Consider the following 26,450-nt stretch of genomic DNA (forward strand, 5'->3'; position numbering starts at 1 on the left):
TAGTTCAAAAAATCAACTTAATCACTTTTAAATTATTTTATGTTAAAATGGATTGTAACAAATGGAGGAGATTAGTTTATGAAAATAAGATATGATATCCCTTGCAACATCGCGCAATCACTTAATATCATTGGAGATCGTTGGACACTGTTAATTATTCATGAAATTTTAAACGGAAATGCACTTTTTAATGAAATTAAAAAAGCTTTACCGGGAATTTCTTCTAATTTGCTTTCGGAACGTCTCAGATATTTAGAAGAAGAAGGCCTCGTTCAATCAGAGCTTTATTCACAGCATCCACCTCGATACCGCTATGTATTAACACAAAGCGGAAAAGATTTAGAGCATGTTTTCAATGCACTTATTATTTGGGGAAGCAAACATTTAAAAAAATGTTATAAAAAACTAATTGACCCGGCTACAGGTGATGAGGTGGACATTGCCTATTATTCCAAAAAAACAGGCGAACTTGTCCAAAATGTTGAAGTTATTTCTATTGAAAGTGAGCTTCAAAATATTAAATAAAAATGCTGTCAGGTCTTCTAAGACTAGTTTAAGGATAGGCGTGCTGGAAGCTCCGGCAATTGCCTTTCAGGAGGGGTTTTTCCACGCGTCTAGCCTCTTAGATACCAATTTTTACATAAATTCATTTCCCTTTGTCAATAACGAATACGAAATCCATATTATAAATCCCCTATTCCAGGTTATCATCATTCCCTTGTTCTCCTTTTTCAACACCTTCCGTAAAATCCAGTATGCTTGAATCACCTACCTATTCTTAAAGCATCACTTTAAAAATCCCGCTTACAGCTTTAAATGTTTTCCTGCCTCCAGCTTCAAAAATGCCATCCGCAAACGTCCATCATAATAAAAATCTATAAAAACGCAATTACTAAGCTTATCCTCATTGAACTCCCATCACTTCTTCTGCAAAACGTCCAGATACATCGGTGCAAACCGCTCACAATCAAAATAACACGATTCATTCTCAAAAATTAAAATCATTGACACTAAAAAATATTTTCTATATATAGTTGAAAAAACTAACAAAGTATAATAAAATGATCTACAAATATTAAAACTCACTATTCTTATAAGAATTATTTTGTTAATTAATTAACCGAAGATTAATGAAAATCCGACGACTAAGAGGCGGTGTAATGAATGGATTCTCAGCAGTCTACAATTATTAAAGTTGAAAATTTGAGCAAGAGCTACACAAATAAAAATAAAGAAATACACGTTCTAGACAATATTTCACTAGAAATAAAGCAAGGTGAAATCATCTCCATATTAGGAGAAAGCGGCTGCGGGAAAAGCACTTTTTTAAATATTATCGGCGGCTTTGAAAAGGCGGATAGCGGTCAAGTTTTGCTTGATGGGAATGTGGTGAATCAGCCGAATCGCAAATGCATAATGCTGTTTCAAGACTATGGACTGCTCCCATGGCGAACAGTGCTTAAAAATGTAGAATTGGGGCTGGAAGGTCTCAAGCTTCATCCTGCAGAACGGAAGGAAAGAGCGTTACATTACTTGGCATTGGTTGGTCTAAAAGGAAAAGAAGATTTGTTTCCTCATGAACTTTCTGGAGGAATGCAGCAAAGAGCAGGAATTGCCAGAGCACTTGCACTGAAGCCAGAATTAATTTTAATGGATGAACCGTTTGCAGCATTGGACACGTTTAATCGTTATTATTTGCAGGATGAACTGCTTCGCATCCAGCAAAAGGAAAAAACAACTATTATTTTAGTTACCCACGATATTGATGAAGCAATCTATTTATCAGACCGGATTCTCATAATGCATCCAAATCCCGGTCATATTCACAGGGAGATCAAGATCGCTCTCTCGAAGCCTCGAGACCGAAGCCATTCTGATTTTCAGTATTATCGAAAAATCATTTTTGAAGAATTCCACTTTAACCATCCTAATGTAACAACGGAGTATTATATCTAATTTTTCAAAGCAAGCTCACATTGTATATAAAAAATAAAAATAGGAAAAGGGGAAATTAGATGAAAAGGATTATTCAATCTGGACTGTTTCTATTAGTTATATCAGTATTGTTATTGACAATGGCTGCTTGTGGAGCAAACGGAAGCGATAATACTTCCGAAAGTGGCAAAGATGGAAAAAGAACAATCAAGATCGGGTATTTGCCGATTACTCATGCAGTACCTCTGTTTATCGAGAAGGAATTAGAAAAATATGAAAAATTCAATCTTGAACTCGTGAAATTCGGTTCGTGGCCTGAGCTTGTAGACGCCTTAAACACAGGCAATATTGACGGAGCTTCCATGCTAGTTACTTTGGCTATGAAGGCAAAAGAGCAAGGCATAGATTTAAAAGCTGTCGCATTAGGACATCGAGATGGGAACGTACTTGTCGTAGCAAATGATATTAATAGTGTTAAAGACTTAAAGGGGAAAAATTTTGCTATTCCACACAAATTCTCCACTCACAATATTTTGCTTTATCAAATGTTAAAACAAAACGGATTAAAGTACGATGATGTAAAGGCTGTCGAGATGCCTCCAGCAGAAATGCCGGCAGCTTTATCTGAGGGCAGAATTGCTGGATATGTCGTTGCAGAACCTTTTGGTGCAGCTTCCGTATCGATCGGAAAGGGCAAGGTACTATTTCAAGATAATGAAATTTGGCAGAATTCCATTGACTGTGCACTAGTACTGCGCGGTGAATTTATCGAAAAGGAAAAAGAGATTGCTCAGGATTTTGTTAATTATTACTTAAAAGCTGGTGAGGTAGCAGAGCACAAGGATGAGCAAACAATTGAAATGTCCTCCAAATATATGAAAGCGGACAAAGAAGTAATGGATTTATCTTTTAAATGGATTGCCTATGACGATTTAATCATTCATGAAAAAGACTATAAAGAATTAACGAAAAACTTGATTGAGATGGGCTTACAAAAAAATCCGCCATCTTATGAAGAATTTGTAGATAATTCGCTAATAGACAATGCAAAGCTTCCATAAGGGGAATTCCTATTTCTCGAGCAAACCGAAAGATGGACGCGAATTTAAAGATGTTCTATGGTTAAGCAAGCACTAGGCATGTTGAACAACAGAAGCCCTAATGATGGAAGTATACTAAAATGACAGTTCCGCATGGTTGATGATGCATAAATTCACCAATTAATTTGAGAAAAAAGAGAAGTGATAGGATGATTAAATATAAGAATTTCATAAACGTCATCATTGGTTTTGCTATCTTGATTACCTTGTGGCAATTAATTATTTTCATTGGAAAATATGATTCAGCACTTTTCCCTTCACCCATTCAAGTATGGGATGGAATACTTTCTTTGATTAAAGATGGCACACTGTTCGAACATTTTCAAGTGAGTATCATGCGATTTTTGGCTGGATATCTTTCTGCCGTTGTATTAGCGATCATTTTAGGACTTATTTTTGGCAGAATACCACTATTATGGGGAGTGATTGACCCAATTATCCAGGTATTGCGGCCTGTTTCGCCAATCGCATGGTCGCCGTTTATTGTACTTTGGTTTGGGATTGGCAATATGCCGGCAATAGTAATTATTTTTATTGCTGCCTTCTTTCCTGTTTTGCTATCGACAGTATCTGCTGTAAAGAACGTTGATAAAACTTATTTGAAAGTGGCACAAAATTTCGAGATTAAAAAATTCGAGCTATTGCGCAAAATCATTTTTCCTGCCACATTCCCTTATATTGCGAACGGGCTTCATATAGCTGTAGGTACAGCTTGGATTTTTCTTGTAGCAGGAGAGATGGTTGGAACGCAGTCAGGACTTGGTTATTTAGTTGTCGACGCCAGAAATTCCATGAGGCTAGATTTAGTCATGGCTGCCATACTATTTATCGGCGTATCCGGGCTGCTTCTCGATAAAGCGGTCGGACTTATTGAAAACTGGATTAATCGTATTTGGGGAAGAGCATAATCGCTGTGCACGGCAAACTTTCCTGTTTCAAGGGATATCTCAGCCCTACAAGTTGAAAGTGCTTTTCCAACTAATCATCTAATTACCTATATTAATTTTTCAGAGGATAGTATGTTCATGATTAGAGCATACATCCTCTTTTTTTATACACATCTTTCTTATTTGGAACTAGTCTCTCCAGCGATTTTAGAAAACAGCAAAAATAATTCGGCTATTAAAAATAATCTTTCGGGCAAAATCATGCTAGATGTAAATCTTTTGTAAAGCAAAATTTACAATGAATTAGCTTGGGCACAATATTTGCTTAATATTTGTTTTTTATATTTCTTTTAAAAGCTTTTGATCCTCTGCCCCCATCCAAAGAGCAAGCATATTCTGCCCAACAAGATGTTTCGCGCAATCCAAAGTATATCAAACGTTTGCCAATCGAATTGATTTTATAACAAAATACTTTGTTAAATCTTAAGAGCAGATTCGGAATTTTAAAAGAAAGGAAATTTAGCTGTGGCAAAAAGCAATGCAGGAACAATTTTGTTGGAAAGATTAAAAAAACATAGAATGGTAGCAGCTATTAAAGAACCGAAATATATTGAGAAAGCGATCAAGAATAAAGAACATTTAAGTGCTGTCTTACTAATGACAGGGACCATTTTAACGGTAAAAAGATATGTTGATTTCATCCAGTCTGAAGGGCTCCCCGTCATATTGCATGTTGAAAAAATAGGCGGTCTGGAAATGGATGGCGATGGAATTGACTTTGTAAAAAAGAATGTCCAGCCAACGGCGATCGTTACAACGAGGAACGGCATTATAAAAAAGGCAAAATCAAGCGGTTTATTTGTTATTCAGCGAATCTTTTTAATTGACACGGAAGTTTATCATAATTTAGTGAAGGATGCGGACCAAATCCGCTCAGATATAATAGAAATTATGCCGTGCCGTGCTCCGGATTTTTTAAAGAAATTCACAAAGGTTTCGCAAGTTCCCGTTATAACAGGAGGGCTGTTGACTTTGCCTGAACATGCGAAGGAAGCGATAAATAATGGCGCACTCGCTGTAACGACGTCCAACTCAAAATTGTGGGAAATGGATTTAAATAAATTTTAAAAGAGAATTTACATATGATTTATACTAGATTAACAATTCTCATCTATATTATAAGTAACAAGTGAATAATTACTGGTGCAAATAGAGAGACCTCAAATTTAATGTATATGGAATAGATATATACATTATATTTGGAGTCTCTTTTTTTGTTATGCAAGCAATTGGAGGTGATTTCGACATCATTTAATAGATTTGTCAGGTCGGGAGATAAAAAGCATTTACACCTAAAATATTAATGCAAACGATCTGCCAACCTGTCATTGGCATAACGATGAAAAATAGCTTTATCTGAAATTGAAGACAGCTTGTAGAAGCCGCTTGCTCGAACACGGACGGTGATAGCCAGTCAAAGGCAACACGATTTGTTAACTGATTCATGTAAAGAATTTTCTAAATAGACGAAATGTCACGACATTTTGAAGATCCTTTCATTAATTACGGTCAAACAATTTGGTGAGGAGGAATATAATGAAATCATTTGTAAAATTGATTTGCGCATTTACATTAGTATTTATGTTAGCAGCTTGTAACAACACAAGCAAGCAGGCAGCCAATGACTCTCCTTCTAAATCAGAGGACGGCAACAAAAAAACGGTTATCGAATACTGGCACGTAAATGCTGAAACTCAAGGCGGAAAAACAGTAGAAGAGTTAGTGAAGGAATTTAATGCACAAAGTGATACTGTAGAAGTCGTAGCCAAATACAACCCGGACATGTATAAAGGGTTGATGCAAAATTTACAGGCTGAAGTAGCTGCGGGCAATTCACCAGCAGTTGTACAAGTAGGATGGGCATTTTTAGACTACTTCTCAAATAATTTTCATTATGTGCCGCCGCAAGAAATAATAGATAAATATTTTCCAGAAGATAAAACATTTTTAAAAGATCATTTCTTAAAAAATGTTTTGGATTTAGCGAAAAATTCGGATGGTGAACAAGTCGGGATTCCATATTCGTTAAGCAATCCAGTCCTCTATATTAATCGAGACCTTTTACGAAAAGCTGGACTAGATGAAAATGGGCCAAAAACGTGGGAAGAGGTAAGAGAATTTTCCAAAATAATAAAAGAGAAAACAGGAAAATATGGGTTTTATTTGCAGGAGCCGGCAGATAACTGGGCTACACAAGCTTTATTAGAAAGCAACGGAGCCAAAATGATTACGGACGGAAAAGCAACATTTGCTTCAAAAGAAGGAATTGAAGCGTATCAACTATGGGCTGATATGGTGTTAAAAGATAAAACAGCCTTGCATTTGCCTTGGGATCAAGGTGTACAAAGCTTTATCGATGGCAATGTCGCCATGGTCTATACAACGATTGCCCAACGTTCGCATATCCAAGCGAATGCCAAATTTGACGTAGCGGCAATCAAATCGCCAGCATGGGAAGGAAAAGAAGTAAGACTGCCGGCAGGTGGCGCAATGCTGGCTATTACAGCAAAAGATGAAGACCAGCAAAAAGCAGCATGGGAATTCATGAAATTTCTTTATAGCGTTGAATCAATGGCCAAATGGACAGAAGGAACAGGTTATGTGCCTCCACGTAAAGATGTTGCAGAAGCAGAAAATGGACTTAAATCATTTTTAGAAGAAAATGAAATGATGAAGCCTGCCATAGAACAAATGGACAAGATTGTTCCTTGGGCATCATTCCCTGGAGATACCGGTTTACAGGCAGAGCAATTATTAATAGATGTACGCGACGAAATTCTTACTGGAAAAGTATCAGTAGAAGAAGGTTTAAAATCAACGGAAAAATCCATCAATGAATTGTTAAAGTAAAAGGAAATGTCTACAAAGGGTGACTAACATTTATAACAATTTTTCAAAAAAACTTCCTTTAGTCACCCTCCTTTTAACTTTTATTTTCGGTATCAATACGGAGGGTAATAAAAATATGAGTGATGGGACGGTTTTAAAAAATAAAGAGAGTTGGAAAGCGTATTGCTTATTGATTCCAACGTTAATTATATTTTCGATATTCATGTTCTGGCCATTTTTATACACAATTTATTTAAGCTTTTTTGACTGGAACATGATTACTCCGACAAAAGAATTTGTAGGATTGAAAAACTACATTGATGTTTTATCTGATCGAAATACATATAAAATTTTGGGAAATACATTTATATATATTGCTTTCTTATTAGTTATAAACTGTATCATACCGTATCTTTTTGCTTTCGTTTTAGATTTAATTTTAAAACGATTTAATGGTTTTTATAAAAGCGCCTTGTTTCTGCCGGCATTCATCTCATTGGTCGTCGGTTCGATATTGTTTACGTGGATTTTAAATCCAGTTTCCGGACCTGTTGCCATTATTTTAGGATGGTTCTGCATTGAAATGCCGATTTGGAGCAAATTAGACGGTTGGGTCATATTGGTTTTAAGTTTGATTACATCCTGGAAAGTATTTGGCTATAACTTTATCGTCCTTTATGCTTCTATCAACGGTATTTCACGCGAAATAATAGAAGCAGCCCGTTTGGATAATGTTCCTTTATGGAAAATATTCTTTCATATCGTCTTGCCTATGAGCAGCGCTACTGGCATTTATGTGTTTATTATTACAATCGTCCAAGGACTGCAGTATGTATTCACGCCTATAAAAGTGATAACACAAGGCGGTCCAAATTACGCCAGCTCCAATGCGATCTATCACGCCTATCACGAAGCCTTCGTACTTTACAGAACAGGACATTCCGCAGCTTTAGCAATTATGACGATGTTAATCTTTTTCATATTATTAGCTCTTGAATTTAAGTTTGTTGAAAGAGGTATCTATTATGAAAATTAAACGATCTGTTGCGATACCTTGGCACATTATTTTTATCATCACAATCATTATTCTATTATATCCTATCGTTTTTGCATTAGGTTCATCGTTTAAAACGTTGGAAGATGCCTACAACAATGTTTTGAACATAGTTCCGTTAAATCCGACATTCGAAAACTATATCACATTCTTTAATAGTTTACCCGCTTTCAAAATTACGATGAATACGTTCATTATTGCCTCTGTTGCGACAATTTTCAAACTGATTACTTCATTTTTAGCAGCGTATGCTTTCGTATTTTTGCAGTTTAAAGGGAAAAACATTTTATATTTTATGTTAATTAGTACAATTTTTATCCCTTTTACCGTAACAATGATTCCAAACTATTTGATCATATCGGGTATCGGTTTAGTCAACAGCGTTTGGGGTGTTATTTTGCCGCAGCTCGCCAATGCGCTTGGTATCTTTTTAATGAGGCAGTCGATGAAAACAATCCCCATCTCGTTAATTGAAGCAGCCAAATTAGATCATATTGGACACGCCCGGATTATGAAAGATATCGTTCTCCCATTAGTGAGGCCGGCTGTCACATCAACAGGCATCTGGTTTTTCATTACTACCTGGAACGAATACGTATGGCCGGTGCTCATTTTAAAAAGCAAGGAAAATTATACATTGCCTCTTGCTTTACAGATGTACATCAGCTCAGAAGGCGGCACGAATTTTACTGTCGCCATGGCCGTATCAGTCATCACAATGATAATACCTTTAACTTTATATTTAATTTTCCAGAAGTATATTATAGGAACATTTACTTCTTCTGGAATTAAATAACGGAGGATGGCACAATGAAGGAAATAAGATTTGAAAACGTTTGGAAATCCTATGGAAAAACACATGTTGTAAAAGGGCTCAATCTTACCATTCATCCTGGAGAACGTTTAGTTCTTCTAGGTCCGTCCGGATGCGGCAAATCGACAACTTTACGCATGATTGCAGGCCTTGAAGAAATTACTTCGGGCGACTTATATTTGAATGGCGTAAAGGCGAATGACATTCCAAGCGGAAAAAGAAATGTAGCGATGGTATTTCAAAATTATGCATTATATCCTCATATGAATGTCGTTGAAAATATTACGTACGGTTTAAAAGTTCAGAAGGTTCATAAAGACGAAATTCAAAAAAGATTAAATGCTGTGTTAGAAATGCTCCAGCTGAAAGGATATGAAAACAGATTGCCGAAAGATTTATCCGGCGGGCAAAGGCAGCGTGTCGCTTTAGCAAGAGCCGTTGTAAAAAAATCTGATTTCTTTCTGCTTGATGAACCATTATCAAATTTAGATGCGCAGCTAAGAGTATCTGCGCGCAAGGAACTAGTGAAAATCCATGAAATGTATAAGCAAACAATCGTTTATGTTACACATGATCAAATTGAAGCAATGACTATAGGGGATCGTATTGCGTTAATGAATCAAGGGCAATTGCAAATGGTAGATACGCCGGAAAATGTATATAACCGCCCTGCAAACATCTTTACGGCAAAATTTATCGGCTCACCTCCAACGAATATTGTCGATATGGATTATTATGATGGCAAGGTTATGATCGGGAAACAATCATTTTTATTGCATCCGATGTGGATCCGACAAATAAATGAATGCAATGCCAAAACGTTTGTTTTTGGAATTCGTCCTGAACATCTAGAAATTTATAAAACTCCCCAAGAAAACACATTAAAAGGCACAGTGAAATACGTGGAAAACCAAGGAAGCAGCTACAGTATTTATATAAATTTAGAAGGTCATGAAGTGATTGCGATGAGTGAAAAAAAGAATTGGCATCCGGGGGAAATGGTCTATTTAAAACCAAAAATGGATCGTATTCATATTTTTGATCAAGAATCCACACAATCAATAGGCTATCCGCAAGAGCTGGATCTGAATGAAAGCAGTCCGATGAATCACAAAATCAATGTGGAAACATATCTTTCATGAGGTGGTTGTTTATGAAAAGAAAAATCTGTTATTCTGATTTGCCGCTTGTATCAAAAGATCCTTTAAAAAATGTCCATGACTTAATTGAATATGGAGCTGATAAAGTTGAACTATTAATGGATGGCGAAAAATGGGATGACATGGAAAAATCATTCAAAAAATTGTCTTCCAAACTAAAAGAATTGCCCATCGGCTACACCATTCATCCGCCAGCATGGGATATTAACTTAACAAGTGAAAATAAAGCGATTCGGGAAGCTTCATTTTTTGAATACAAAAAAGCGATTGAGTTTGCCGGCATGATTCAGGCTTCGCATGTTGTGATCCATCCTGGGTTCTGTTTTTCTCCGGTTTTTGACAAACGTTTAGCAAAGCAGCGAGCTGAAGATTATATCCATCAATTATGTGAATTTGCTAAACCTTTGAACGTCAAGCTGGCAATCGAAAACGTCGGATACAACGGCAGTTCGATTTTTACGCAAGATGAGTTTATAAGCTTTTTAGAAAATATTCATGACACGGCAGGATATTTACTTGATATTGGCCACGCAAATTTAAACGGTTGGGATATTCCGCAAATAATGAAGCAGACAAAGGATCGACTGATTGCCCTCCATGTTCATGATAATAACGGAACAGGAGACGATCACTTGCCAATCGGTGAAGGAACTGTCCCATGGCAAGAAATCTTTAAAACGATTCATGAACAATCAATCGATTGTCAGCTCATCCTAGAATATGCCCCCGGAACACCGTTAGAAAAGTTACGCGAAGGCAAAGAAATTCTTCTAAAAGAACTTTCAACAGAATAAAGGTGGAGTATTGTATTGTTACACATTGACGATTTTGATGCATATTGTTTTGATTTAGATGGAACTATATATATTGGCAATAAACTTTTGCCCGGTGTAAAAGAAACGATCGACCGATTAAGGCGCCATAACAAAAAAATTCTTTTTATCACAAATACATCGACACAAACAAGAGAAGAATGCAGAAAGCGGCTTCATCATTTAGGAATTCAAGCGAAACTGGACGAAATCATGACAGCTTCTTATTTGTCAGCTGTATATTTTTTAGAGAAATCTCCGGACTCTTTAGTCTATATTGTAGGTGAAAAAGCGATTTCGGAAGAATTCCACAAATTTTCACTAAAAATGACCGACAATCCTATGGACGCGACCCACGTACTTGTCGGGCTTGATCGCTGCTTCACTTACGAAAAACTCAATTTGGCAATGAACGCGGTTCGTAATGGAGCCAAATTAATTGCAGCCAATCCGGATTCGCTTTGTCCAGTTCCTGAAGGGTATATTTCAGATACACTGGCAATAGCGAAAGCAATAGAAGCTGCATCAGGACGGCCGATAGATCAGGTGATCGGGAAGCCTTCCTCTTTTTACGGCAAAAAAATTCTTGAAAAATTAAACATAAACAGCAACAGGTGCTTAATCATTGGCGATCGTTTAGAAACCGATATTTTGCTTGGAAAAACAAATAATTGCCGCACATGCCTTGTATTAACAGGAGCCTCTAGAAAAGAAGATATTGAAAAAAACAAAATTTACCCGAATTATATTGCACAAAATTTACAGTATTTGTTTTTCATGAAATAAATCGATGCTTTCATACATACTGATTTTTAGGTAAAAGGTTCAAACCCAGGTGGACGTGATTCATCCTCGAAGCTGTCACGCTCCACCTGTTTTTTATACACACAATCAGCCATTAAATTTTTTGACGACAACATCATTGAAAATACTCATCCAAAGCGACAATCATCGCCCCCATCCGCTCCAGCTCTGGAGCCACGATGCGCTGCACCCCATATTCCTTCAATTCTCCAGCAGTTACTTTGCCGACGGCTGCTGCCACAACATTTTGTTGAAATGCCTCTATAAGGTCAGATGTTGCTCCTTTTTTTTCAGCCAATTTAAAAAGCACTCTTACTTGCGGGGCAGCTGTAAACGCAACAGCATTCAGCTTATTCTCGATTATTTCATCCAGCAGCTGCTCAACGGTCTCAGGATTAGGTACAATGGAGCGGTATGGCAAAATTTCACTCAAAATCGCTCCGTGCTTTTCAAACCATTCTGAAAGCTTTGGCACCGGTTCTCCATGCAATTGTAAAAAAACATGCTTGTCTTTAAAAGAAAATCCTTCAATAGCCCGAAGCAGCCCGTCATTCGTTCCGTCATCATCGGCAGCATCCGGCTGAATGCCGATTTGTTTAAGAGCCGCTTTCGTTTTATAGCCGCGGGCAGCTATTTTTGCTTCTTTTAAAACGTTTATAAATGAATCCAAAATGCCGATCTTTTCTGCCGCTTCCAACAGAGCGTTCGTCCCTATTCCTGTCGTAAACACAGCCCAGTCAGTCCCTTTTTCAACAATGCTTCGAAGATCAGCCTCCAAATCCGAAGGAGAGCATTTTATTGTTTCTTGAATAGCTCGAATTACAGGCTCTCCTCCTTTTTTACGAATTAACGTGGAAATTTCCTCGCTCTTACGAGAGCCTGTGATAGCGATCCGTTTCCCATGTAAATTTCCCATGCCTTTCTTCCCCCTTTTTCTCTATCATACTATAAATACTCCGTTCATCCCTTATTTTCAAATGAAAAAGTTTGAGTCAAGTATTTGTGGGCAACTTTTTTATGGAAGTAGCGTTAGAGCCGTTATGGAATTTCAATGCTTTTGTATGTTAGCGGTAGACGGGATTATAGGAAAAGCACACCTGGCTTTCTGTCTTAATAAGTGCCGGTGTTGTTTTTGGCTAACTTTATCTGCAAAAAGGATCACCAATTTCTATGTTCATCTATTATTCTATTTACCAGAAATATTTTACTAATTTACCAAATTTAAGTTGAAAAAAGTTAAGTTTAATATATAATGAAAATGAAAAGGAATTTTTTCCTAATACTTTATTAACAGAGGAGGAGAATTCTTAATAAAGGGAAAATTAGAAAAGTATTGAGTACAGTCTTGTCCTTATGCATGTTATCGGTAATTTTGCCAGCTGTATCTCATGCAAATTCTACTTCTTCTGAGGACATAGTCCAACAACAGTTAGAAACTTTTGAAAGAGTGGAGAAAGAGATCGAATCTGACCCAGAACTAGTTCAACCTGATAAAAATTCATCATCTTATAATTTTAAAGCTAATAATTTTCAAGCGTTAGCAGCACCATCATATCCAAAAAGAAAAGGAGTTATATTAGTAACTAAAGATGGAAAATTTGGTTCTCTAGTAGGTCATGCAGGAATCATATACTCAGAAACAAAAACAGTTGAATCTTTCCCAAAAGAAGGAGTGAAAACATTCAAAAATAATTGGAATACAAAATATAAAACTGTTTATGCGGTAACGACAAAGGGAACAACTGTCGCTCAAGATGCAAAAGCTGCAGACAGAGCGTATTCACACAAAGGAAAACCTTATAATTGGGAATTTACGAATATCAACACTACAAAAAAATTTTATTGTTCGCAATTAGTATATGAAGCATATAAGTATTCTACAGGTTTAAACTTAAATCATGGCGGAGGAATCGTATTTCCAATTGATTTAGTTAACTCTTCTCACACGTATATCATTTATATTAAAGGAGTTTAACAAATGAACCTTTTTAATACGATAACAAACAGATACAAAATGATCTTTATCTGTTTGTTATCCTCCATGATCTTTTTACAAGGATGCTTCTCAACGGAAACAAAAAACATCGAAGATTACAAATATGCAGTGATTTATACAAATATGTTTGAGAAAGCAGTTATACACCTGTACAATGAAAAAGGAAAGTTTCTTTCAAAACATAAAACGAAATACAGAGGAATGCCTCTTGGAGCTTTTATGGAAAGACCTATTCATATGAATAATAAAGTATATTACGCTAATCCACAATCTAAATACAACACCAATGAATTTATATTAGAGTTAAATAAAAGTAATTTGCAGATTAAAGAAATTCCTAACGAAGAAAAAATTGCTCCCACAGTTTGGACTGTTGATAAGGAGTTTGCTTATATGTCTGAAGGAGATCTTACTTCCTCTAAGCTTGCCAAAACAAATATAGCAACAGGAAAACAGGTCGCATCCACTAAGCTCAAGGGGGAGGCGAACTATATGATTGAACATTCAGACAAATTATATGTATTAACCTTTATACACTCCAATCCAGATGATATTTACGGTATTATCAATGTAATCAATAAAAAAGATTTATCTTTAATTGAAACAATAAAAATAGACGATATGATGTATTCATCAGATATGGAGCTCGTTGACAACGATCTTTTCCTAGTAAAAACATCAGATGGAAAAGACAATCAGTCAAATGAATTAATAAAAATAAACTTGATGAACAAGAAAATTGAAAAGATTACCCTTCCGTTCAAATCCTTGAGTGATATGCATGTACACAAAGACCATATCTTTATCACACAAGGAAATTCGTTTCTAGAACCCACGGAAAAGAAAATTGCGAAACTTCATTTAAATTCTTCTAAAATGGATGTATTTACTACAGAAATTGAAAACTATGTATCATATATTCATGAAGATCAATTTATTACATCAGACGGTACAAAGATACAAATTTATAATCTTGATAACTTCAAAAAAGAAAAAGAATTTAAGTTAAAAGGAGATGAGAGTCTATTCACTTCATTTTTCATCAATGATTAAAAGCCAATACTATGTAGCAAGGTATTGGCTTTTTGTAATGCCTTCTCACGGTGTCTAACTAGCGAGTCTCATAATCAAATGTTGACCTTGTCTATGACTTTCGGCATATGTATGTGTTTTTTGCGTCTGTTTCTTTTATGGAAAAGGTTGAGTCGTTCAAGCACATACTAATCAATTCGACATGTCGTCATACCTCCCTGGGTAAGGGTGAAGTCTTTCCTTCCACCTGTCTGCTTCATTTACTCTGTACCATCTTCGACAGAAAGGACTTTGTTTCATCCAATGGCAACTGGCCTCATATGAAGTTCGTGTTTCGAGAGACACCTTAAGTTTGCTGCCCGCTTCCTTCAGATTCCACATCACCACGGACACCCTTGCGTTAAGCTAACTGCTACTTTTGCCTTCGCAGCTCTGGACTTTCTCCCTAGAGATTACACCCATGCCCGGGTGCATATGAAAAAAGAGAGCTGTTTTCAGCTCCCTTTTGAAAAATTATTGGATCGCATTATCCACTTCTTTCACCATTTCAGCAACCGAAATCAATCCGCCGCCGGATAAATACCAGTAGTTAGGATCTAAGTACACAATATTGCCGTTTTTGTAGGCATTTGTCTTTTTCACTAATTCATTTTCTACTGTTTGTTTTGCAGATGATTGGCCGCCTACAACAGCACCGCGGTCTACCACAAATAAGTAATCAGGATTTTTTTCAACGATATATTCAAATGAAATGCTTTGTCCGTGTGTAGAAACTTCAATGTTTTCATCTACAGCTTTAATTCCAAATTCATCATGGATGAGTCCAAATCTAGATTTCGGTCCATATGCGCTGACTTTCCCTTCATTGGCTAAAATAACTAATGCATTTTTTCCAGACGCTTCTGCTTTTTCTTTTAGCTTTTTAATCGATTCATCGATTGCTGCCAGTTCTTTTTCAGCTTCCTCTTCTTTACCGAAAATTTTTCCAAGTGTTTTCACATTTTCATGGAATGACTCTAAATATTTCGTTGTATCAACACCCATAAAGATGGTTGGTGCAATTTTCTCAAACTCTTCATAAACCTCTGATTGTCTTCCGGAAATAATGATCAAATCAGGCTCAATCGAACTGATTTTTTCAAAATCCGGTTCTTTTAAACCGCCGACATTTTCATATTTATCGTCACTGTATTTGTCTTTTAAATAGGATGGAAGGTTATCCTTCGGTACACCTGCCACTTCAACGCCAAGCTTATCCAATGTGTCAAGAGCACCAAAATCAAAAACGACGACTTTTTCTGGATTTTTCTTCACTTTTGTTTCGCCAAGCTGATGCTTAATCGTCATTTCTTCTGACTCCTGTTTCGTGCCATTTTTTTCACCTTCGCCGCTAGTTGACCCGTTCGAGCCGCAAGCTGCAACAACAAAAACCATCAAAGAAGCAATGAGAAAAACTAAAAACTTTTTCATAAAAATTACCCCCTGTATATTTTTTAAATGATGTCGGCAATTCTTTAAACATCTCGCAATTGAATAAGAAAATCATTATCATTTCGAATTCTTTATAAGGAAGAGCTGACAGCTCTTCCTTCTGCTGAGATGTTTATCAAAATGCCTCCATCCATACTACCCTTTAAGAAAAGTACACACATATTTTGCAATTGTTTATTTGCTGGATGTTTATATCCATATCATATACGTCTTTTAAGACAGAACGATCTATGACTTGATCAGTTGGCCCGACGTGTACGAGTTCTCCATCTTTCATTGCAACTACATAATCGGCATACACCGAAGCAAAATTGATATCGTGCAGTACAATGACAATTGTTTTTCCAAGTTCATCGACAAGTTTTCTTAACATTTTCATAATTTGCACAGAGTGCTTCATATCTAAATTGTTCAATGGCTCATCAAGCAAAATATATTCGGTATCCTGCGCGATCACCATAGCGATAAAAGCCCGCTGCTTTTGGCCTCCGCTCAACTGATCAAGAAATTTATGTTCGATCTCTTCAAGCCCCATGTAACGGATCGCTTCATCCACATGCCTTTGATCTTCTTTTGTTAATCTTCCGCTTGAATACGGAAATCTGCCGAAAGAGACAAGTTCCCTGACTGTTAAGCGAAGATTAATGTGGTTTGATTGCTTTAAGATCGAAATTTTTTTCGCCAAATCGTTGCTTTTGCATGCGCCAATTTCTTTTCCGTCAATCAATATTTCTCCTTCATCTTTTTTTATTAATCGGCTGATCATTGATAGCAGTGTGCTTTTTCCAGCTCCGTTTGGGCCGATGAAGGCTGTGATTTTTTGTTTCGGAATTTTCAGCGAGACACCTTTTACTACAAATTTGTTTCCGTACTGTTTTGAAACATTTTTTACTTCTACCATGATCGATTCTCCTTTAATAGAAGATAAATAAAATAAACCCCTCCAACAAAATTAATGACAACACTTAACGTAGTTGAAAATGTAAACACTCTTTCGACCAATAGCTGACCGCCAACCAACGCAATGATGGAAAAAAGAACGGTCCCGATCGTTAAAACACTATGTTTATATGTGTTTAAAAATTCCCTTGCCACGTTAATCACGAGAAGACCCAAAAACGTCATCGGACCGGTTAAAGCTGTCGAAATCGAAACGAAAACAGCCACAATGATCAAAAGCCTTTTAACAACATGATCGTAATCAATGCCGAGATTAATCGCATGCTCCCTTCCAAGTGCCAGCACATCTAAATATTTGGCATATTTCAGTGAATAAAGACCCGCCAGCAGCATAACGGCAATCGACAAGTACAGCAAATCCGTATTCACGTTATTGATGCTGGCAAACATTCTGTCCTGTACAATTAGAAATTCGTTAGGATCTATCAGCACTTGCATAAAAGAAGTCAAGCTGTTAAATAATGTTCCGAATATCAGTCCAATTAGAAGAAGAAAATAAATGTCTTGACCCTCGCCTCGAAGAAGGAATTTGTAAAAGATCAGTGCAAACAGCATCATAAAGAACAAGGAAAGCGCAAAGTTAATATTTTTATCGATCATCGCAACATGTGTTGAACCAAATAAAAAGACAAGCATGGTTTGCAAAAGCATATATAAAGAATCTAAACCTAAAATGCTCGGAGTTAAAATTCTGTTGTTTGTAATCGTTTGAAATACTAACGTTGAAAAACCGATTGCTACACTTGTAATAATAACCGCCAGCATCTTCACCGAACGGCGCGGCAATGCATAATCCCAATTTTTGCCGAGGTCGATGAACAAAAAGGTGATAATTAAAAGGACTGCGACCACTAGAAGAGATGTTATTTTCGCTCTATAACCCATATGCTTTTCTCCTCATAAGTAAGTAAACAAAAATGGCACTGCCGATGACACCGACGGTTAAGCTGATCGAGATTTCGTACGGATATATAATGATTCGCCCTAAAATATCGCAAAACATAACGAAAACAGCACCGAGCAAAGCGGTATGAATCAAATTCTTTTTCAAATGGTCTCCATTGTATATGGCGACAATATTCGGAACGACAAGACCTAGAAACGGAATGGTTCCAACCGTCAATACAACAGATGAAGTGATCAAAGCTACGATAACAAGTCCGATATTGACAACTTGTTTATAATTCAAGCCTAAATTTTTCGAAAATTCCTCTCCCATTCCAGCGACAGTGAATTGATTCGCATACAAGTATGCAATTAATACAAAAGGAATGCTGACATACAATAATTCATATTGACCTTTTAAAATTAACGAAAAATCTCCTTCCAGCCATGAGGAAACATTTTGAATCAAATTATTTTTGTATGCAAAAAAAGTAGTGATAGATCCAATGATGTTGCCGAACATCAGCCCGACTAGAGGAACAAAAATAGTATCTTTATATTTAATTTTTTCTAATATTTTCATAAAGATAAATGTTCCTAAAAGTGCAAAAGCAAAAGCGACAATCATTTTTTGAATCGGACTGGCGTCTGCAAAAACCATGATCGCAACTAAAATCCCCAATCTGGCGGAATCCATTGTTCCTGCCGTAGTTGGGGAAACGAACTTGTTTCTGCTCAGCTGCTGCATAATAAGACCGGCAATGCTTATACTCGTTCCTGCAATAATAATGCTAATAACGCGCGGAATTCTGCTGATGATCAAAATTTGTATTTGTTCATCTGTCAAATTGAATATATCAGTTGGTTTAATATCGTTTACTCCGATAAAAATCGATGCAATTGAAAGAATAATGAGAGCAATGATCAAATATCGTTTTTTCATTTTTTAACTCTTTCCGTAATAAATTAATAATGAGATTCGTTATCAATTATAATAAGAATAAGACTCATTTTCAATAAATTAAGAAAAAATGTCTGAATTTGTTCACAATTTGATGGATGAAGAAGATTAAACCTCTCTTGTAAACATCTATTTTTTACCATAAGTTTCATTGAATGCTAGCTTCCATGTAGTAAAATCCTCTTATCAAATATTTTCTCCCGCCAAAATTTTACTTACAGAAAATGTTTAAATATTTGATGAACTTGCATAATTATAAATTGTTTGGTTTTTTATTGACAAAATAATGTTCATACCGATAATATATATGAATAAATATTTTGTTTTACTTATAATTATTCATTCGATTAAATGAGGGAGTATACATGCACATTCGAAGAGCGACTATGAGCGATACAGATGCCATCTATCAATTAATTAAACATTATGCATTGGAAGGAAAGCTGCTCAGCAGAACGTACGCATCTATTTATGAGAATTTACAAAATTTTTATGTTGCAGATGAAGGCGGAGCAGTGGCTGGCGTTGCCAGCTTGCATATTTTAGACAAAGATTTGGCTGAAATCCGCTCGCTGGCCGTTGACCCTGACCATACCGGCAAAGGCATCGGAAAAGAGCTCGTAAAACAAATCATTTATGAAACAAACAGGTTGGAAATTGAAAATTTGATTGCCTTAACGTATCAAATCGAGTTTTTTACCAAATTAGGATTCGATATCGTTGACAAGCAATCTCTCCCGCAAAAAATGTGGAAGGATTGCATCAATTGTCCGAAACTTCCATCGTGTGACGAAACAGCTATGTTAAAAAAAGTATGGCAGACAGAACTAGCGAAACAATAAAAATAATTCATCACACTTTTTTATTGCCCGCCTCAAAGAAGCCGCACCGTCGCAGTTTTCAATAGTAAATAAAATGAAAGGAGCTATCCAGAAAGTCAAATCCCTATCGTAAATCGAGTAGGAGGGGGTGACTAACCCCCGACCTCTCACACCACCGTACGTACCGTTCGGTATACGGCGGTTCAATTAAGTATGACGTAGTGCTTGATATCTTTCGAATAGACTTCTTAACCCTCGACGCTTCCAATAGGAGTTGTCGAGGGTTTTGTGTAGAATGGGACTGCAGGCAATCCGCCAATATTTCTTGCGTGTATTGCCCCATTCGAATGCTTTATGGCTTGGAACCCCTAATCCTCTGAGTTTCCGAATTCTTGTTTTCGGGGTTTTCCATTCTTTCCACAAACACATCCGAAGCCTTCGTCTAATCCATTCATCAAATTCTTTGAACTTACTTGGTGTTTCTGCCAAGGCAAAATATCCGCACCATCCCATTAAATACTTGTTCAGATTCTCAATCCTTTTCTCCATTGGATACGGTTTCGACCTTGATGTAATTTCACGGATCTTGTTCTTCAAACGTTTCACACTTTCGTTCGCAATCCGTACCTTTGGAGTCTTATTGAGTGTGAAGCTGAAACCGAGAAACTTCCGTTTCCAAGGACGGTCTACCGCCGATTTCTCTTTATTTACCTTGAGCTTTAACTCCTTCTCTATAAAGTTCGTAATGGAGTTCATGACACGAATTCCTGCTTTCTTTGTTTTCACATAGATGTTACAGTCATCCGCATACCGAACAAACTTATGTCCACGTTTCTCAAGCTCCTTATCCAATTCATGAAGCATGATGTTTGATAAAAGTGGACTAAGCGGGCCGCCTTGAGGCGTTCCCATGTCCGTTTCCATTACCACTCCATTGATCATCACGCCTGATTGAAGATACCGGCGGATTACCTTCAGTAGAATTCGATCTTTGATCGTTTTCGCCAAGATCCCCATCAGTTTGTCGTGATTCACCTTGTCAAAGAATTTCTCTAGGTCTATATCGACTACCCAACGATATCCTTCTTTGATATAACCCTTTGCTTCCCTAACCGCATCATGTCCCCTTCTACCTGGGCGGAAACCATAGCTATGGTTCGAGAAGGTCGGATCAAAGATTTTCGTCAACACTTGGGCAATCGCTTGTTGGATGAAACGATCCGTCACGGTAGGGATCCCTAGAAGCCTTACTCCACCGTTCGGTTTCGGGATTTCGACTCGACGGACGGGTAAGGGCTTGTAGGTTCCTTCTCTCAACGACTGTCGAATGGAGTCCCAATTTTCGTAGAGGTGTCTTCGTAGGTCTTTTACGGACATGCCATCTACTCCGTGACCTCCTTTATTCTGTTCGACTCGTTTCAGTGCCGCCAGGAGATTTTCCCGTGACAAAATCATTTCCATCAACATTGATATCCTCTCCACGTGAACGAATTCTTCTATTTGTGCCATCTTCTGCTCCACCCTCTTGAAGTCCCCCGTGGGATTCACCACTTCCTCCTTCAAGTAAGTCCTATCGGATTGTCTGCTTCCACACAGAAGATGAACGCCTAGCGATTCGTTCTCCTTAATTGTTCAGTCCTTCCTCTTCCATCTCGAGCTTGAAAGAGTACTATGACTTCTGCTGACTTCTGACTGTTCAGCTATCTATCACTAGATAGGTTACCAAGGTTACTTGGCGTGCCAGCCAGACCTCCCCGGGTAAGAGTGTAATCTTTCCTTCCATCCATCTGCTTCATTTACTTTGTATCACCTTCGGCAGAAAGGGCTTTGTTTTGTTGTGCAAACTCACCCAGTGATACCTAGCCTCATATGAAGTTCGTGTTCCTCAGACCGGAAGTTTGCCGCTCGCTTCCTTCAGATTCCGCGTCACCACGGACACCCTTGCGTTAAGCTAACTGCTACTTCTGCCTTCGCAGCTCGGGACTTTCACCCTATAGATTACACCCATGCCGGGCGCACACTAAAAATTATAAACGTCGATAAATCAACGTTTATAAAACATTAAAGGGGGCGTCAATAAGCCGTAAAAACGACTTATTAGACACCCCTTTGCATCCATAAACCATTTACAGCACAAATTGTCGAATAGCATGGGCGACACCGTGTTCATCGTTTGTCCTCGTCACGATATCGCACATTTCTTTCACCTCAGGCTCGGCATTCCCCATTGCAACGGAAAGCCCTGCAGCTTCCAGCATTGGAACGTCATTGAAATTATCACCAATCGCAATCGTTTGTTCCAATGGGATATTGTAGTGCTTGGCAACAGCTTTTAATCCGTATCCTTTATTTCCCTTTTCATCCATTATTTCAATGTTGTAGTCACCTGATGTCGTAACCGCAATCCCAGCAATGTTTTCTAATTGTTCCATAATTTCTTTTCTAGTATGTTGATTAAATTGCAAAATAAAAAACTTCTGGACCGATAAATCACCGCGGTTTATAACATCTTGTATATGACGAAAGTATCGATTATTGTCGGTCCTTTTTGGCTGCTCGATAAACTGTTTGTACTCAGATTCAAGCAAACATTTTGCCAGCTCCGGATTCGACTGCAGAGCAGAGCGAACTTTGGCGCTCCAGTCTTCCGGCATCCAAATACCATCATTTGTATAAAGTTTATACGGCACACCATAACTCTCCAAAATTTCGGCTACTTCCAACATGTTTTGTTTGTTCATTGAAATGTATTTCGGCTTTTCTCCTTCGATTACGACAACTGTTCCATTGCTTGCTGCAAATGGACATGCAAAATCATATTCGTCCAGCAGTTCACGAATACTCTCAGGCGCCCTGCCGGAGCAAATCATGATGATGTTTCCCTCATTTTGTGCTTCCCGAATAGCTGTAAGATTTTCTTCTGATATGGATAAATTTGAAGATAGCAATGTCCCGTCTAAATCAATAGCTACTAATTTCATACTGTTTCCCCTTTTAACAAAGTAAAGTGATTATATTCATTATATATGATCCTTTATTTCTGACAACATGTCTTTCGTTTTTAATTGCGGTTTTAGCTGGTTTGTGACTAAATCAAAATAAAACCCCTCTTTTTCCAGCAATTCATCATGAGATCCTTTTTCCACAATGCGACCATCTTGGATAACAAATATTTGATCTGCTTTTTTAATCGTATTCAGCCGATGAGCGATCACAAAGCTTGTTCTCCCCTTCATCAGCCTCTCCAGCGCTTCTTGAATCTTTAATTCTGTTACAGTGTCAATGCTGCTTGTCGCTTCATCCAGCAATAAAATGGACGGATTTTTTAAAATCGCCCTCGCAATTGAAAGAAGTTGTTTTTGACCTTGACTGATGCTCGTTCCACCTTCGTTAATGATTGTATCATATTGATCAGGTAGGTTTTTAATAAATGAATGAGCATTTGCTAGCTTTGCCGCTTCCTCCACTTCCTCATCTGTTGCATCCAATCTTCCGTATCGGATATTTTCACGAATTGTCGTGTGAAACAAAAAAGGATCCTGCAATACAAACCCCATTGCTTGACGAAGTTCACTCCGTCTTAATTTGGAAATATCCTTTCCATCTATCAAAATTCTCCCTTCATTTATTTCATAAAAGCGTGCCAGTAAATTGATGATCGTTGTTTTTCCGGCGCCGGTGGCACCGACAAGGGCAACTGTTTCTCCCGGAAAAACATGAAAGCTAATATTTTTTATCGTTTGGCTCTCTTCCCCATATGAAAAAGATACTCGATCAAACACAATGTCCCCTTTTATATTTGCGGATTGTACATATTCTCCAAAATCAGCTTCCTCTGCCTGCTCATCGAGCAAATCAAATACCCGCTCTGCACCGGCAACCGCAGATAATAATGTATTAAATTGATTGGCAAGATCATTTAAAGGCCGTGTAAACTGCCTGGCGTACTCCGCAAAAACAACAATCGTTCCGATGGTTATCCACCCTTTTAGAGCAAAGATTCCACCGAACCCTGCAATCAATGTAAAACTTAAATTGTTTAATACGTGCATAAGCTTTGGGATAAAACCGGAAATCGTCTGAGCCCAAAATGAAGATCTCCGCAGCCTTTCATTTTTTTCTAAAAACTCATGCATAACCCGGTTCTCTTGTGAAAAGGTTTTGACAATTCGCTGACCAGTGATGGTTTCTTCAATGTATCCATTCAGTTCTCCTAAACTTCGCTGCTGCTCTTTAAACAATTGTCCAGTCCGCCGGGTAATCCATTTCATACCTACAACCAATAAAGGAACAACTATTAAGGTGATGATTGTTAAAAAAGGGCTCATCCATAACATAACAGAAACAACACCAATTAATGTAAGAACACTGGATGAGATTTGAATCACTGAGCTGTTTAATGTCGAGCTGACGTTTTCAACATCATTGGTCATTCTGCTCATCAGCTCTCCCGTTTTTTTCTGATCAAAAAAAGAAATGGGAAGAAGATGAAACTGGCGAAATAGATCGGATCTTATTTTATACACAGTATTTTGCGCCACTTTGATCATCCATATGTTTTGCAGCCAAATGGAAAGGGAATGCAATGCATAGATTAAAACAAGAACGACGAAAAAAAAGAAAAAGTGATTTCCGCTTTTTTCTACAATATAAATGTCGATCCCTTTCCCTACTAAAAAAGGCCCAAGGATTGTTAAAACTGTGCTAATAAAAACCATGAGCAAAACGAATAAAAACAAAACCTTTTGATCTGACATATATCCCCAAATTCTTTTTAATGTTCCTTTCCAGTCTTTAACTTTTGAAGAGCTTTTCTTCACTTTTGACTCATTTGTCAGCTTTAGTTTTTCATATCGGAAAGGTTCAATAAGACTTTTGAGCATGACGGATGCCATCCTTTCCATATTGTGATTCATAGATTTTTTGGTAAAGTGGAACGCTGCGTATTAATTCATCATGCCTTCCTTTCGCAAGCACCTTTCCGTTTTCTAGTAGCAAAATTTTATCAGCCGCCATCGCTGTTAAAATTTTTTGCGTAATGATCAAGGTCGTACATGGATATTTCATCAATGCTTGAAGCAGTTTTCTTTCCGTCTTTAAGTCTAAAGCACTCGTGCTGTCATCAAGCAGCAATATTTTTGGCTTTCGGACAAGCGCTCTGGCAATCGAAATTCGCTGCTTTTGCCCTCCGGAAAGATTCACGCCTTTTTGGCTGATAAGGGTATCATATCCATGAGGGAGCTTTAAAATCGTATCATGTATTTGGGCATCCTTTGCAGCATCAATGATTTCTTCCATAGTAGCATCTTCTTTTCCCCATAAAATATTATCTTTTACCGTTCCAGTGAATAACAGCGATTCTTGCGGAACCATTCCAATTGACCTTCTTAAATGCTCAAGCTTGATCGTACGTATATCGAAACCGTCAATATAAACGACTCCTTTTTCTAAGTCATATAATCGCGGAATTAAATTGAAAAGAGTCGATTTGCCGGAGCCGGTAGCCCCCATCACCGCCATAGTTTCTCCAGCATTTACCGTAAACGATACATCATCAAGCACCTTAACGGCTGAATCCGGGTATGCAAAGGACACCGATCGAAATTCAATTTTTCCCTCTGTTATTTGATGACTTGATTCGGCAAGCTCATCAGTCAATTTTACTTCTGTTTGAAGCACCTCCGAAATCCTTAAGCTGGAGGCTTTTGCCCTTGAAAAACCAGAGACAATAAAAGACAGCATAGATAAAACAGAAATGATCCTCGTTGAATAATTGACGATCGCAACGACTTCACCTACTTTTGCCTCACTTGGTCCAGCATGAGCCGCCCATAAAATAATTAAAATGCTTACATTCATTACAAAAAGCAAGACAGGCTGCATGATTTCCATAAAGCGGAGCACGAAAATTGTTTGGTCTTTTAAATCTTTGTTCGCCTTCTGAAAGCGATTAACTTCATAGTCATTTCGCAAAAAAGCTTTGATTAAGCGCATATTCGTCAAGTTTTCCTGTATGACTTTATTCACCGTATCCAGCTTTTCTTGCACGATTCGAAACATCGATCCTGCTCTTTTCATCACCCATAAAAGAAAAAAGATCAGGCACGGAAGAATGACGATGAGAATGAAGGATAATGTAAAATTTACTGCTAGAGCCATAACCGCGCCGCCGATCACCAACAATGGAGCACGCAGCATAATCCGAAGTCCCATAAAAATTGTGTTTTGCACTTGGGAGACATCATTTGTCATCCTTGTAATGAAAGATGAATTGGAAAATTGATTATAGTTCGCAAATGAAAAGGATTGAATTTTCCCAAAAAGAACTTTTCTAATATCAAATCCAAAGCTCTGGCTGACATGCGCCGCAAAAAATGAATTAATGATGCCTGCTGCAAAGGCAAGAGCCGATACACCAACCATCACCAGCCCCCAATGGACGACAGCTGATAAATCCCTTTTCAAAATTCCATCATCTACAATTTTTGCCATAAACAAAGGCTGGACAAGCTCCACTGTCAGCTCTGTTAACATGAGAGCAAGTGCAATAACAACCGCCAGGCGGTACGGTTTTAAGAAAGACGCCACTTCTTTCATAAGCATAGCCTCCAAAAAGTATGAACGAAACTATTTATATTTTCCATCATACAACTTTATAAAAAATTTTTTAACTATTTTTACTTTTCCCTATTAAAGAAGGCAATTATATGTTTTTATGGGACGTGTGGTAATTCCAACTATTGTTTGAAAGCTGACGCATTCACAAGCAAGCAGGTTGTAATTCCAAATATTTTTTCGAAGGTGACAAAAATTAAGACGACCCCGAAAAGTTCGTTTGAACCTTCCGAG

23 protein-coding genes are annotated in these 26,450 nt (G+C 37.5%); 14 read left to right on the forward strand and 9 right to left on the reverse strand.

The window, feature by feature from the left end; genetic code table 11:
- Positions 1–78 precede the first annotated feature (78 nt).
- The 11 genes from RI196_RS16050 to RI196_RS16100 all read left to right on the forward strand — a co-directional run bounded on the left by RI196_RS16050 (position 79) and on the right by RI196_RS16100 (position 11,437).
- A complete protein-coding gene (locus RI196_RS16050; RefSeq protein ID WP_066247718.1) occupies positions 79–525 on the forward strand; it encodes a winged helix-turn-helix transcriptional regulator in 447 nt (148 codons plus the stop codon).
- A gap of 639 nt (positions 526–1,164) precedes the next feature.
- Positions 1,165–1,956: an ABC transporter ATP-binding protein gene (locus RI196_RS16055; RefSeq protein WP_130156861.1), complete on the forward strand. Its 792-nt coding sequence runs from the start codon at positions 1,165–1,167 to the stop codon at positions 1,954–1,956.
- A 59-nt stretch (positions 1,957–2,015) separates the two neighbouring features.
- Positions 2,016–2,996, forward strand: a complete 981-nt coding sequence (locus RI196_RS16060) for an ABC transporter substrate-binding protein (protein ID WP_130156859.1) — start codon at positions 2,016–2,018, stop codon at positions 2,994–2,996.
- Between the two features lie 188 nt (positions 2,997–3,184).
- Positions 3,185–3,943: an ABC transporter permease gene (locus RI196_RS16065; protein ID WP_063386789.1), complete on the forward strand. Its 759-nt coding sequence runs from the start codon at positions 3,185–3,187 to the stop codon at positions 3,941–3,943.
- A 504-nt stretch (positions 3,944–4,447) separates the two neighbouring features.
- Positions 4,448–5,050, forward strand: a complete 603-nt coding sequence (locus tag RI196_RS16070; RefSeq protein ID WP_232515598.1) for a glycerol-3-phosphate responsive antiterminator — start codon at positions 4,448–4,450, stop codon at positions 5,048–5,050.
- Positions 5,051–5,518: 468 nt separating this feature from the next.
- A complete protein-coding gene (locus RI196_RS16075) occupies positions 5,519–6,832 on the forward strand; it encodes an ABC transporter substrate-binding protein (protein WP_311066520.1) in 1,314 nt (437 codons plus the stop codon).
- 115 nt (positions 6,833–6,947) lie between these two features.
- The gene (locus RI196_RS16080) at positions 6,948–7,847 is read left to right on the forward strand and encodes a carbohydrate ABC transporter permease (protein ID WP_311066521.1); all 900 of its coding nucleotides are present in this window, start codon (positions 6,948–6,950) and stop codon (positions 7,845–7,847) included.
- Positions 7,837–8,661, forward strand: a complete 825-nt coding sequence (locus RI196_RS16085) for a carbohydrate ABC transporter permease (protein ID WP_003252244.1) — start codon at positions 7,837–7,839, stop codon at positions 8,659–8,661. The genes RI196_RS16080 and RI196_RS16085 overlap by 11 nt, the downstream gene beginning before the upstream one ends.
- Before the next feature lie 14 nt (positions 8,662–8,675).
- Positions 8,676–9,821, forward strand: a complete 1,146-nt coding sequence (locus RI196_RS16090) for an ABC transporter ATP-binding protein (RefSeq protein WP_063386792.1) — start codon at positions 8,676–8,678, stop codon at positions 9,819–9,821.
- Positions 9,822–9,832: 11 nt separating this feature from the next.
- Entirely contained in the window at positions 9,833–10,633 is an 801-nt protein-coding gene (locus tag RI196_RS16095) for a sugar phosphate isomerase/epimerase family protein (RefSeq protein ID WP_063386793.1), read from the forward strand.
- A gap of 15 nt (positions 10,634–10,648) precedes the next feature.
- Positions 10,649–11,437, forward strand: a complete 789-nt coding sequence (locus tag RI196_RS16100) for an HAD-IIA family hydrolase (RefSeq protein WP_311066522.1) — start codon at positions 10,649–10,651, stop codon at positions 11,435–11,437.
- A gap of 133 nt (positions 11,438–11,570) precedes the next feature.
- On the opposite strand, the gene RI196_RS16105 is transcribed toward RI196_RS16100, so the two are convergent.
- Positions 11,571–12,371, reverse strand: coding sequence for a uroporphyrinogen-III synthase (locus tag RI196_RS16105; protein WP_311066523.1), 801 nt, complete (start codon positions 12,369–12,371; stop codon positions 11,571–11,573).
- A gap of 417 nt (positions 12,372–12,788) precedes the next feature.
- On the opposite strand from RI196_RS16105, the gene RI196_RS16110 reads away from it, so the two are divergent.
- Entirely contained in the window at positions 12,789–13,430 is a 642-nt protein-coding gene (locus RI196_RS16110; RefSeq protein ID WP_311066524.1) for a YiiX/YebB-like N1pC/P60 family cysteine hydrolase, read from the forward strand.
- A gap of 3 nt (positions 13,431–13,433) precedes the next feature.
- Positions 13,434–14,504, forward strand: a complete 1,071-nt coding sequence (locus RI196_RS16115) for a hypothetical protein (protein ID WP_311066525.1) — start codon at positions 13,434–13,436, stop codon at positions 14,502–14,504.
- A 492-nt stretch (positions 14,505–14,996) separates the two neighbouring features.
- Here RI196_RS16115 and RI196_RS16120 read toward each other — a convergent pair whose 3' ends face one another.
- From RI196_RS16120 to RI196_RS16135, 4 genes are all read right to left on the reverse strand, one after another.
- Positions 14,997–15,953, reverse strand: a complete 957-nt coding sequence (locus tag RI196_RS16120; protein ID WP_311066526.1) for a siderophore ABC transporter substrate-binding protein — start codon at positions 15,951–15,953, stop codon at positions 14,997–14,999.
- Between the two features lie 163 nt (positions 15,954–16,116).
- Complete coding sequence (locus RI196_RS16125; RefSeq protein WP_063386798.1) at positions 16,117–16,875, reverse strand: iron ABC transporter ATP-binding protein; 759 nt, start codon at positions 16,873–16,875, stop codon at positions 16,117–16,119.
- Entirely contained in the window at positions 16,869–17,819 is a 951-nt protein-coding gene (locus RI196_RS16130) for an iron chelate uptake ABC transporter family permease subunit (protein WP_066249998.1), read from the reverse strand. The genes RI196_RS16125 and RI196_RS16130 overlap by 7 nt, the downstream gene beginning before the upstream one ends.
- Complete coding sequence (locus tag RI196_RS16135; protein WP_063386800.1) at positions 17,809–18,762, reverse strand: ABC transporter permease; 954 nt, start codon at positions 18,760–18,762, stop codon at positions 17,809–17,811. The genes RI196_RS16130 and RI196_RS16135 overlap by 11 nt, the downstream gene beginning before the upstream one ends.
- Positions 18,763–19,145: 383 nt before the next feature.
- On the opposite strand from RI196_RS16135, the gene RI196_RS16140 reads away from it, so the two are divergent.
- A complete protein-coding gene (locus RI196_RS16140) occupies positions 19,146–19,622 on the forward strand; it encodes an N-acetyltransferase (protein WP_063386801.1) in 477 nt (158 codons plus the stop codon).
- Between the two features lie 186 nt (positions 19,623–19,808).
- Here RI196_RS16140 and ltrA read toward each other — a convergent pair whose 3' ends face one another.
- The 4 genes from ltrA to RI196_RS16160 all read right to left on the reverse strand — a co-directional run bounded on the left by ltrA (position 19,809) and on the right by RI196_RS16160 (position 26,198).
- Positions 19,809–21,068: a group II intron reverse transcriptase/maturase gene (ltrA, locus tag RI196_RS16145; protein WP_311067329.1), complete on the reverse strand. Its 1,260-nt coding sequence runs from the start codon at positions 21,066–21,068 to the stop codon at positions 19,809–19,811.
- A 659-nt stretch (positions 21,069–21,727) separates the two neighbouring features.
- Complete coding sequence (locus tag RI196_RS16150) at positions 21,728–22,582, reverse strand: Cof-type HAD-IIB family hydrolase (RefSeq protein WP_311066527.1); 855 nt, start codon at positions 22,580–22,582, stop codon at positions 21,728–21,730.
- Between the two features lie 39 nt (positions 22,583–22,621).
- Positions 22,622–24,484, reverse strand: a complete 1,863-nt coding sequence (locus tag RI196_RS16155; protein ID WP_311066528.1) for an ABC transporter ATP-binding protein — start codon at positions 24,482–24,484, stop codon at positions 22,622–22,624.
- On the reverse strand, positions 24,465–26,198 hold the full coding sequence (locus RI196_RS16160; RefSeq protein WP_311066529.1) for an ABC transporter ATP-binding protein: 1,734 nt from the start codon (positions 26,196–26,198) through the stop codon (positions 24,465–24,467). The genes RI196_RS16155 and RI196_RS16160 overlap by 20 nt, the downstream gene beginning before the upstream one ends.
- Between the last annotated feature and the right edge of the window lie 252 nt (positions 26,199–26,450).

The organism is Aeribacillus composti, assembly GCF_031760945.1.
Lineage (GTDB): Bacteria > Bacillota > Bacilli > Bacillales > Aeribacillaceae > Aeribacillus > Aeribacillus composti.

What these genes read in the sequence shown, in the direction of transcription:
- RI196_RS16050 (WP_066247718.1), top strand. Translation starts at nt 79, where the DNA reads ATGAAAATAAGATATGATATCCCTTGCAACATCGCGCAATCACTTAAT.
- RI196_RS16135 (WP_063386800.1), bottom strand. Translation starts at nt 18,762, where the DNA reads ATGAAAAAACGATATTTGATCATTGCTCTCATTATTCTTTCAATTGCA.
- RI196_RS16120 (WP_311066526.1), bottom strand. Translation starts at nt 15,953, where the DNA reads ATGAAAAAGTTTTTAGTTTTTCTCATTGCTTCTTTGATGGTTTTTGTT.
- RI196_RS16105 (WP_311066523.1), bottom strand. Translation starts at nt 12,371, where the DNA reads ATGGGAAATTTACATGGGAAACGGATCGCTATCACAGGCTCTCGTAAG.
- RI196_RS16065 (WP_063386789.1), top strand. Translation starts at nt 3,185, where the DNA reads ATGATTAAATATAAGAATTTCATAAACGTCATCATTGGTTTTGCTATC.
- RI196_RS16095 (WP_063386793.1), top strand. Translation starts at nt 9,833, where the DNA reads ATGAAAAGAAAAATCTGTTATTCTGATTTGCCGCTTGTATCAAAAGAT.
- RI196_RS16155 (WP_311066528.1), bottom strand. Translation starts at nt 24,484, where the DNA reads ATGCTCAAAAGTCTTATTGAACCTTTCCGATATGAAAAACTAAAGCTG.
- RI196_RS16160 (WP_311066529.1), bottom strand. Translation starts at nt 26,198, where the DNA reads ATGAAAGAAGTGGCGTCTTTCTTAAAACCGTACCGCCTGGCGGTTGTT.
- RI196_RS16130 (WP_066249998.1), bottom strand. Translation starts at nt 17,819, where the DNA reads ATGGGTTATAGAGCGAAAATAACATCTCTTCTAGTGGTCGCAGTCCTT.
- RI196_RS16085 (WP_003252244.1), top strand. Translation starts at nt 7,837, where the DNA reads ATGAAAATTAAACGATCTGTTGCGATACCTTGGCACATTATTTTTATC.
- RI196_RS16115 (WP_311066525.1), top strand. Translation starts at nt 13,434, where the DNA reads ATGAACCTTTTTAATACGATAACAAACAGATACAAAATGATCTTTATC.
- RI196_RS16080 (WP_311066521.1), top strand. Translation starts at nt 6,948, where the DNA reads ATGAGTGATGGGACGGTTTTAAAAAATAAAGAGAGTTGGAAAGCGTAT.
- RI196_RS16150 (WP_311066527.1), bottom strand. Translation starts at nt 22,582, where the DNA reads ATGAAATTAGTAGCTATTGATTTAGACGGGACATTGCTATCTTCAAAT.
- RI196_RS16075 (WP_311066520.1), top strand. Translation starts at nt 5,519, where the DNA reads ATGAAATCATTTGTAAAATTGATTTGCGCATTTACATTAGTATTTATG.
- RI196_RS16125 (WP_063386798.1), bottom strand. Translation starts at nt 16,875, where the DNA reads ATGGTAGAAGTAAAAAATGTTTCAAAACAGTACGGAAACAAATTTGTA.
- RI196_RS16140 (WP_063386801.1), top strand. Translation starts at nt 19,146, where the DNA reads ATGCACATTCGAAGAGCGACTATGAGCGATACAGATGCCATCTATCAA.
- RI196_RS16055 (WP_130156861.1), top strand. Translation starts at nt 1,165, where the DNA reads ATGGATTCTCAGCAGTCTACAATTATTAAAGTTGAAAATTTGAGCAAG.
- RI196_RS16060 (WP_130156859.1), top strand. Translation starts at nt 2,016, where the DNA reads ATGAAAAGGATTATTCAATCTGGACTGTTTCTATTAGTTATATCAGTA.
- RI196_RS16090 (WP_063386792.1), top strand. Translation starts at nt 8,676, where the DNA reads ATGAAGGAAATAAGATTTGAAAACGTTTGGAAATCCTATGGAAAAACA.
- ltrA (WP_311067329.1), bottom strand. Translation starts at nt 21,068, where the DNA reads ATGTTGATGGAAATGATTTTGTCACGGGAAAATCTCCTGGCGGCACTG.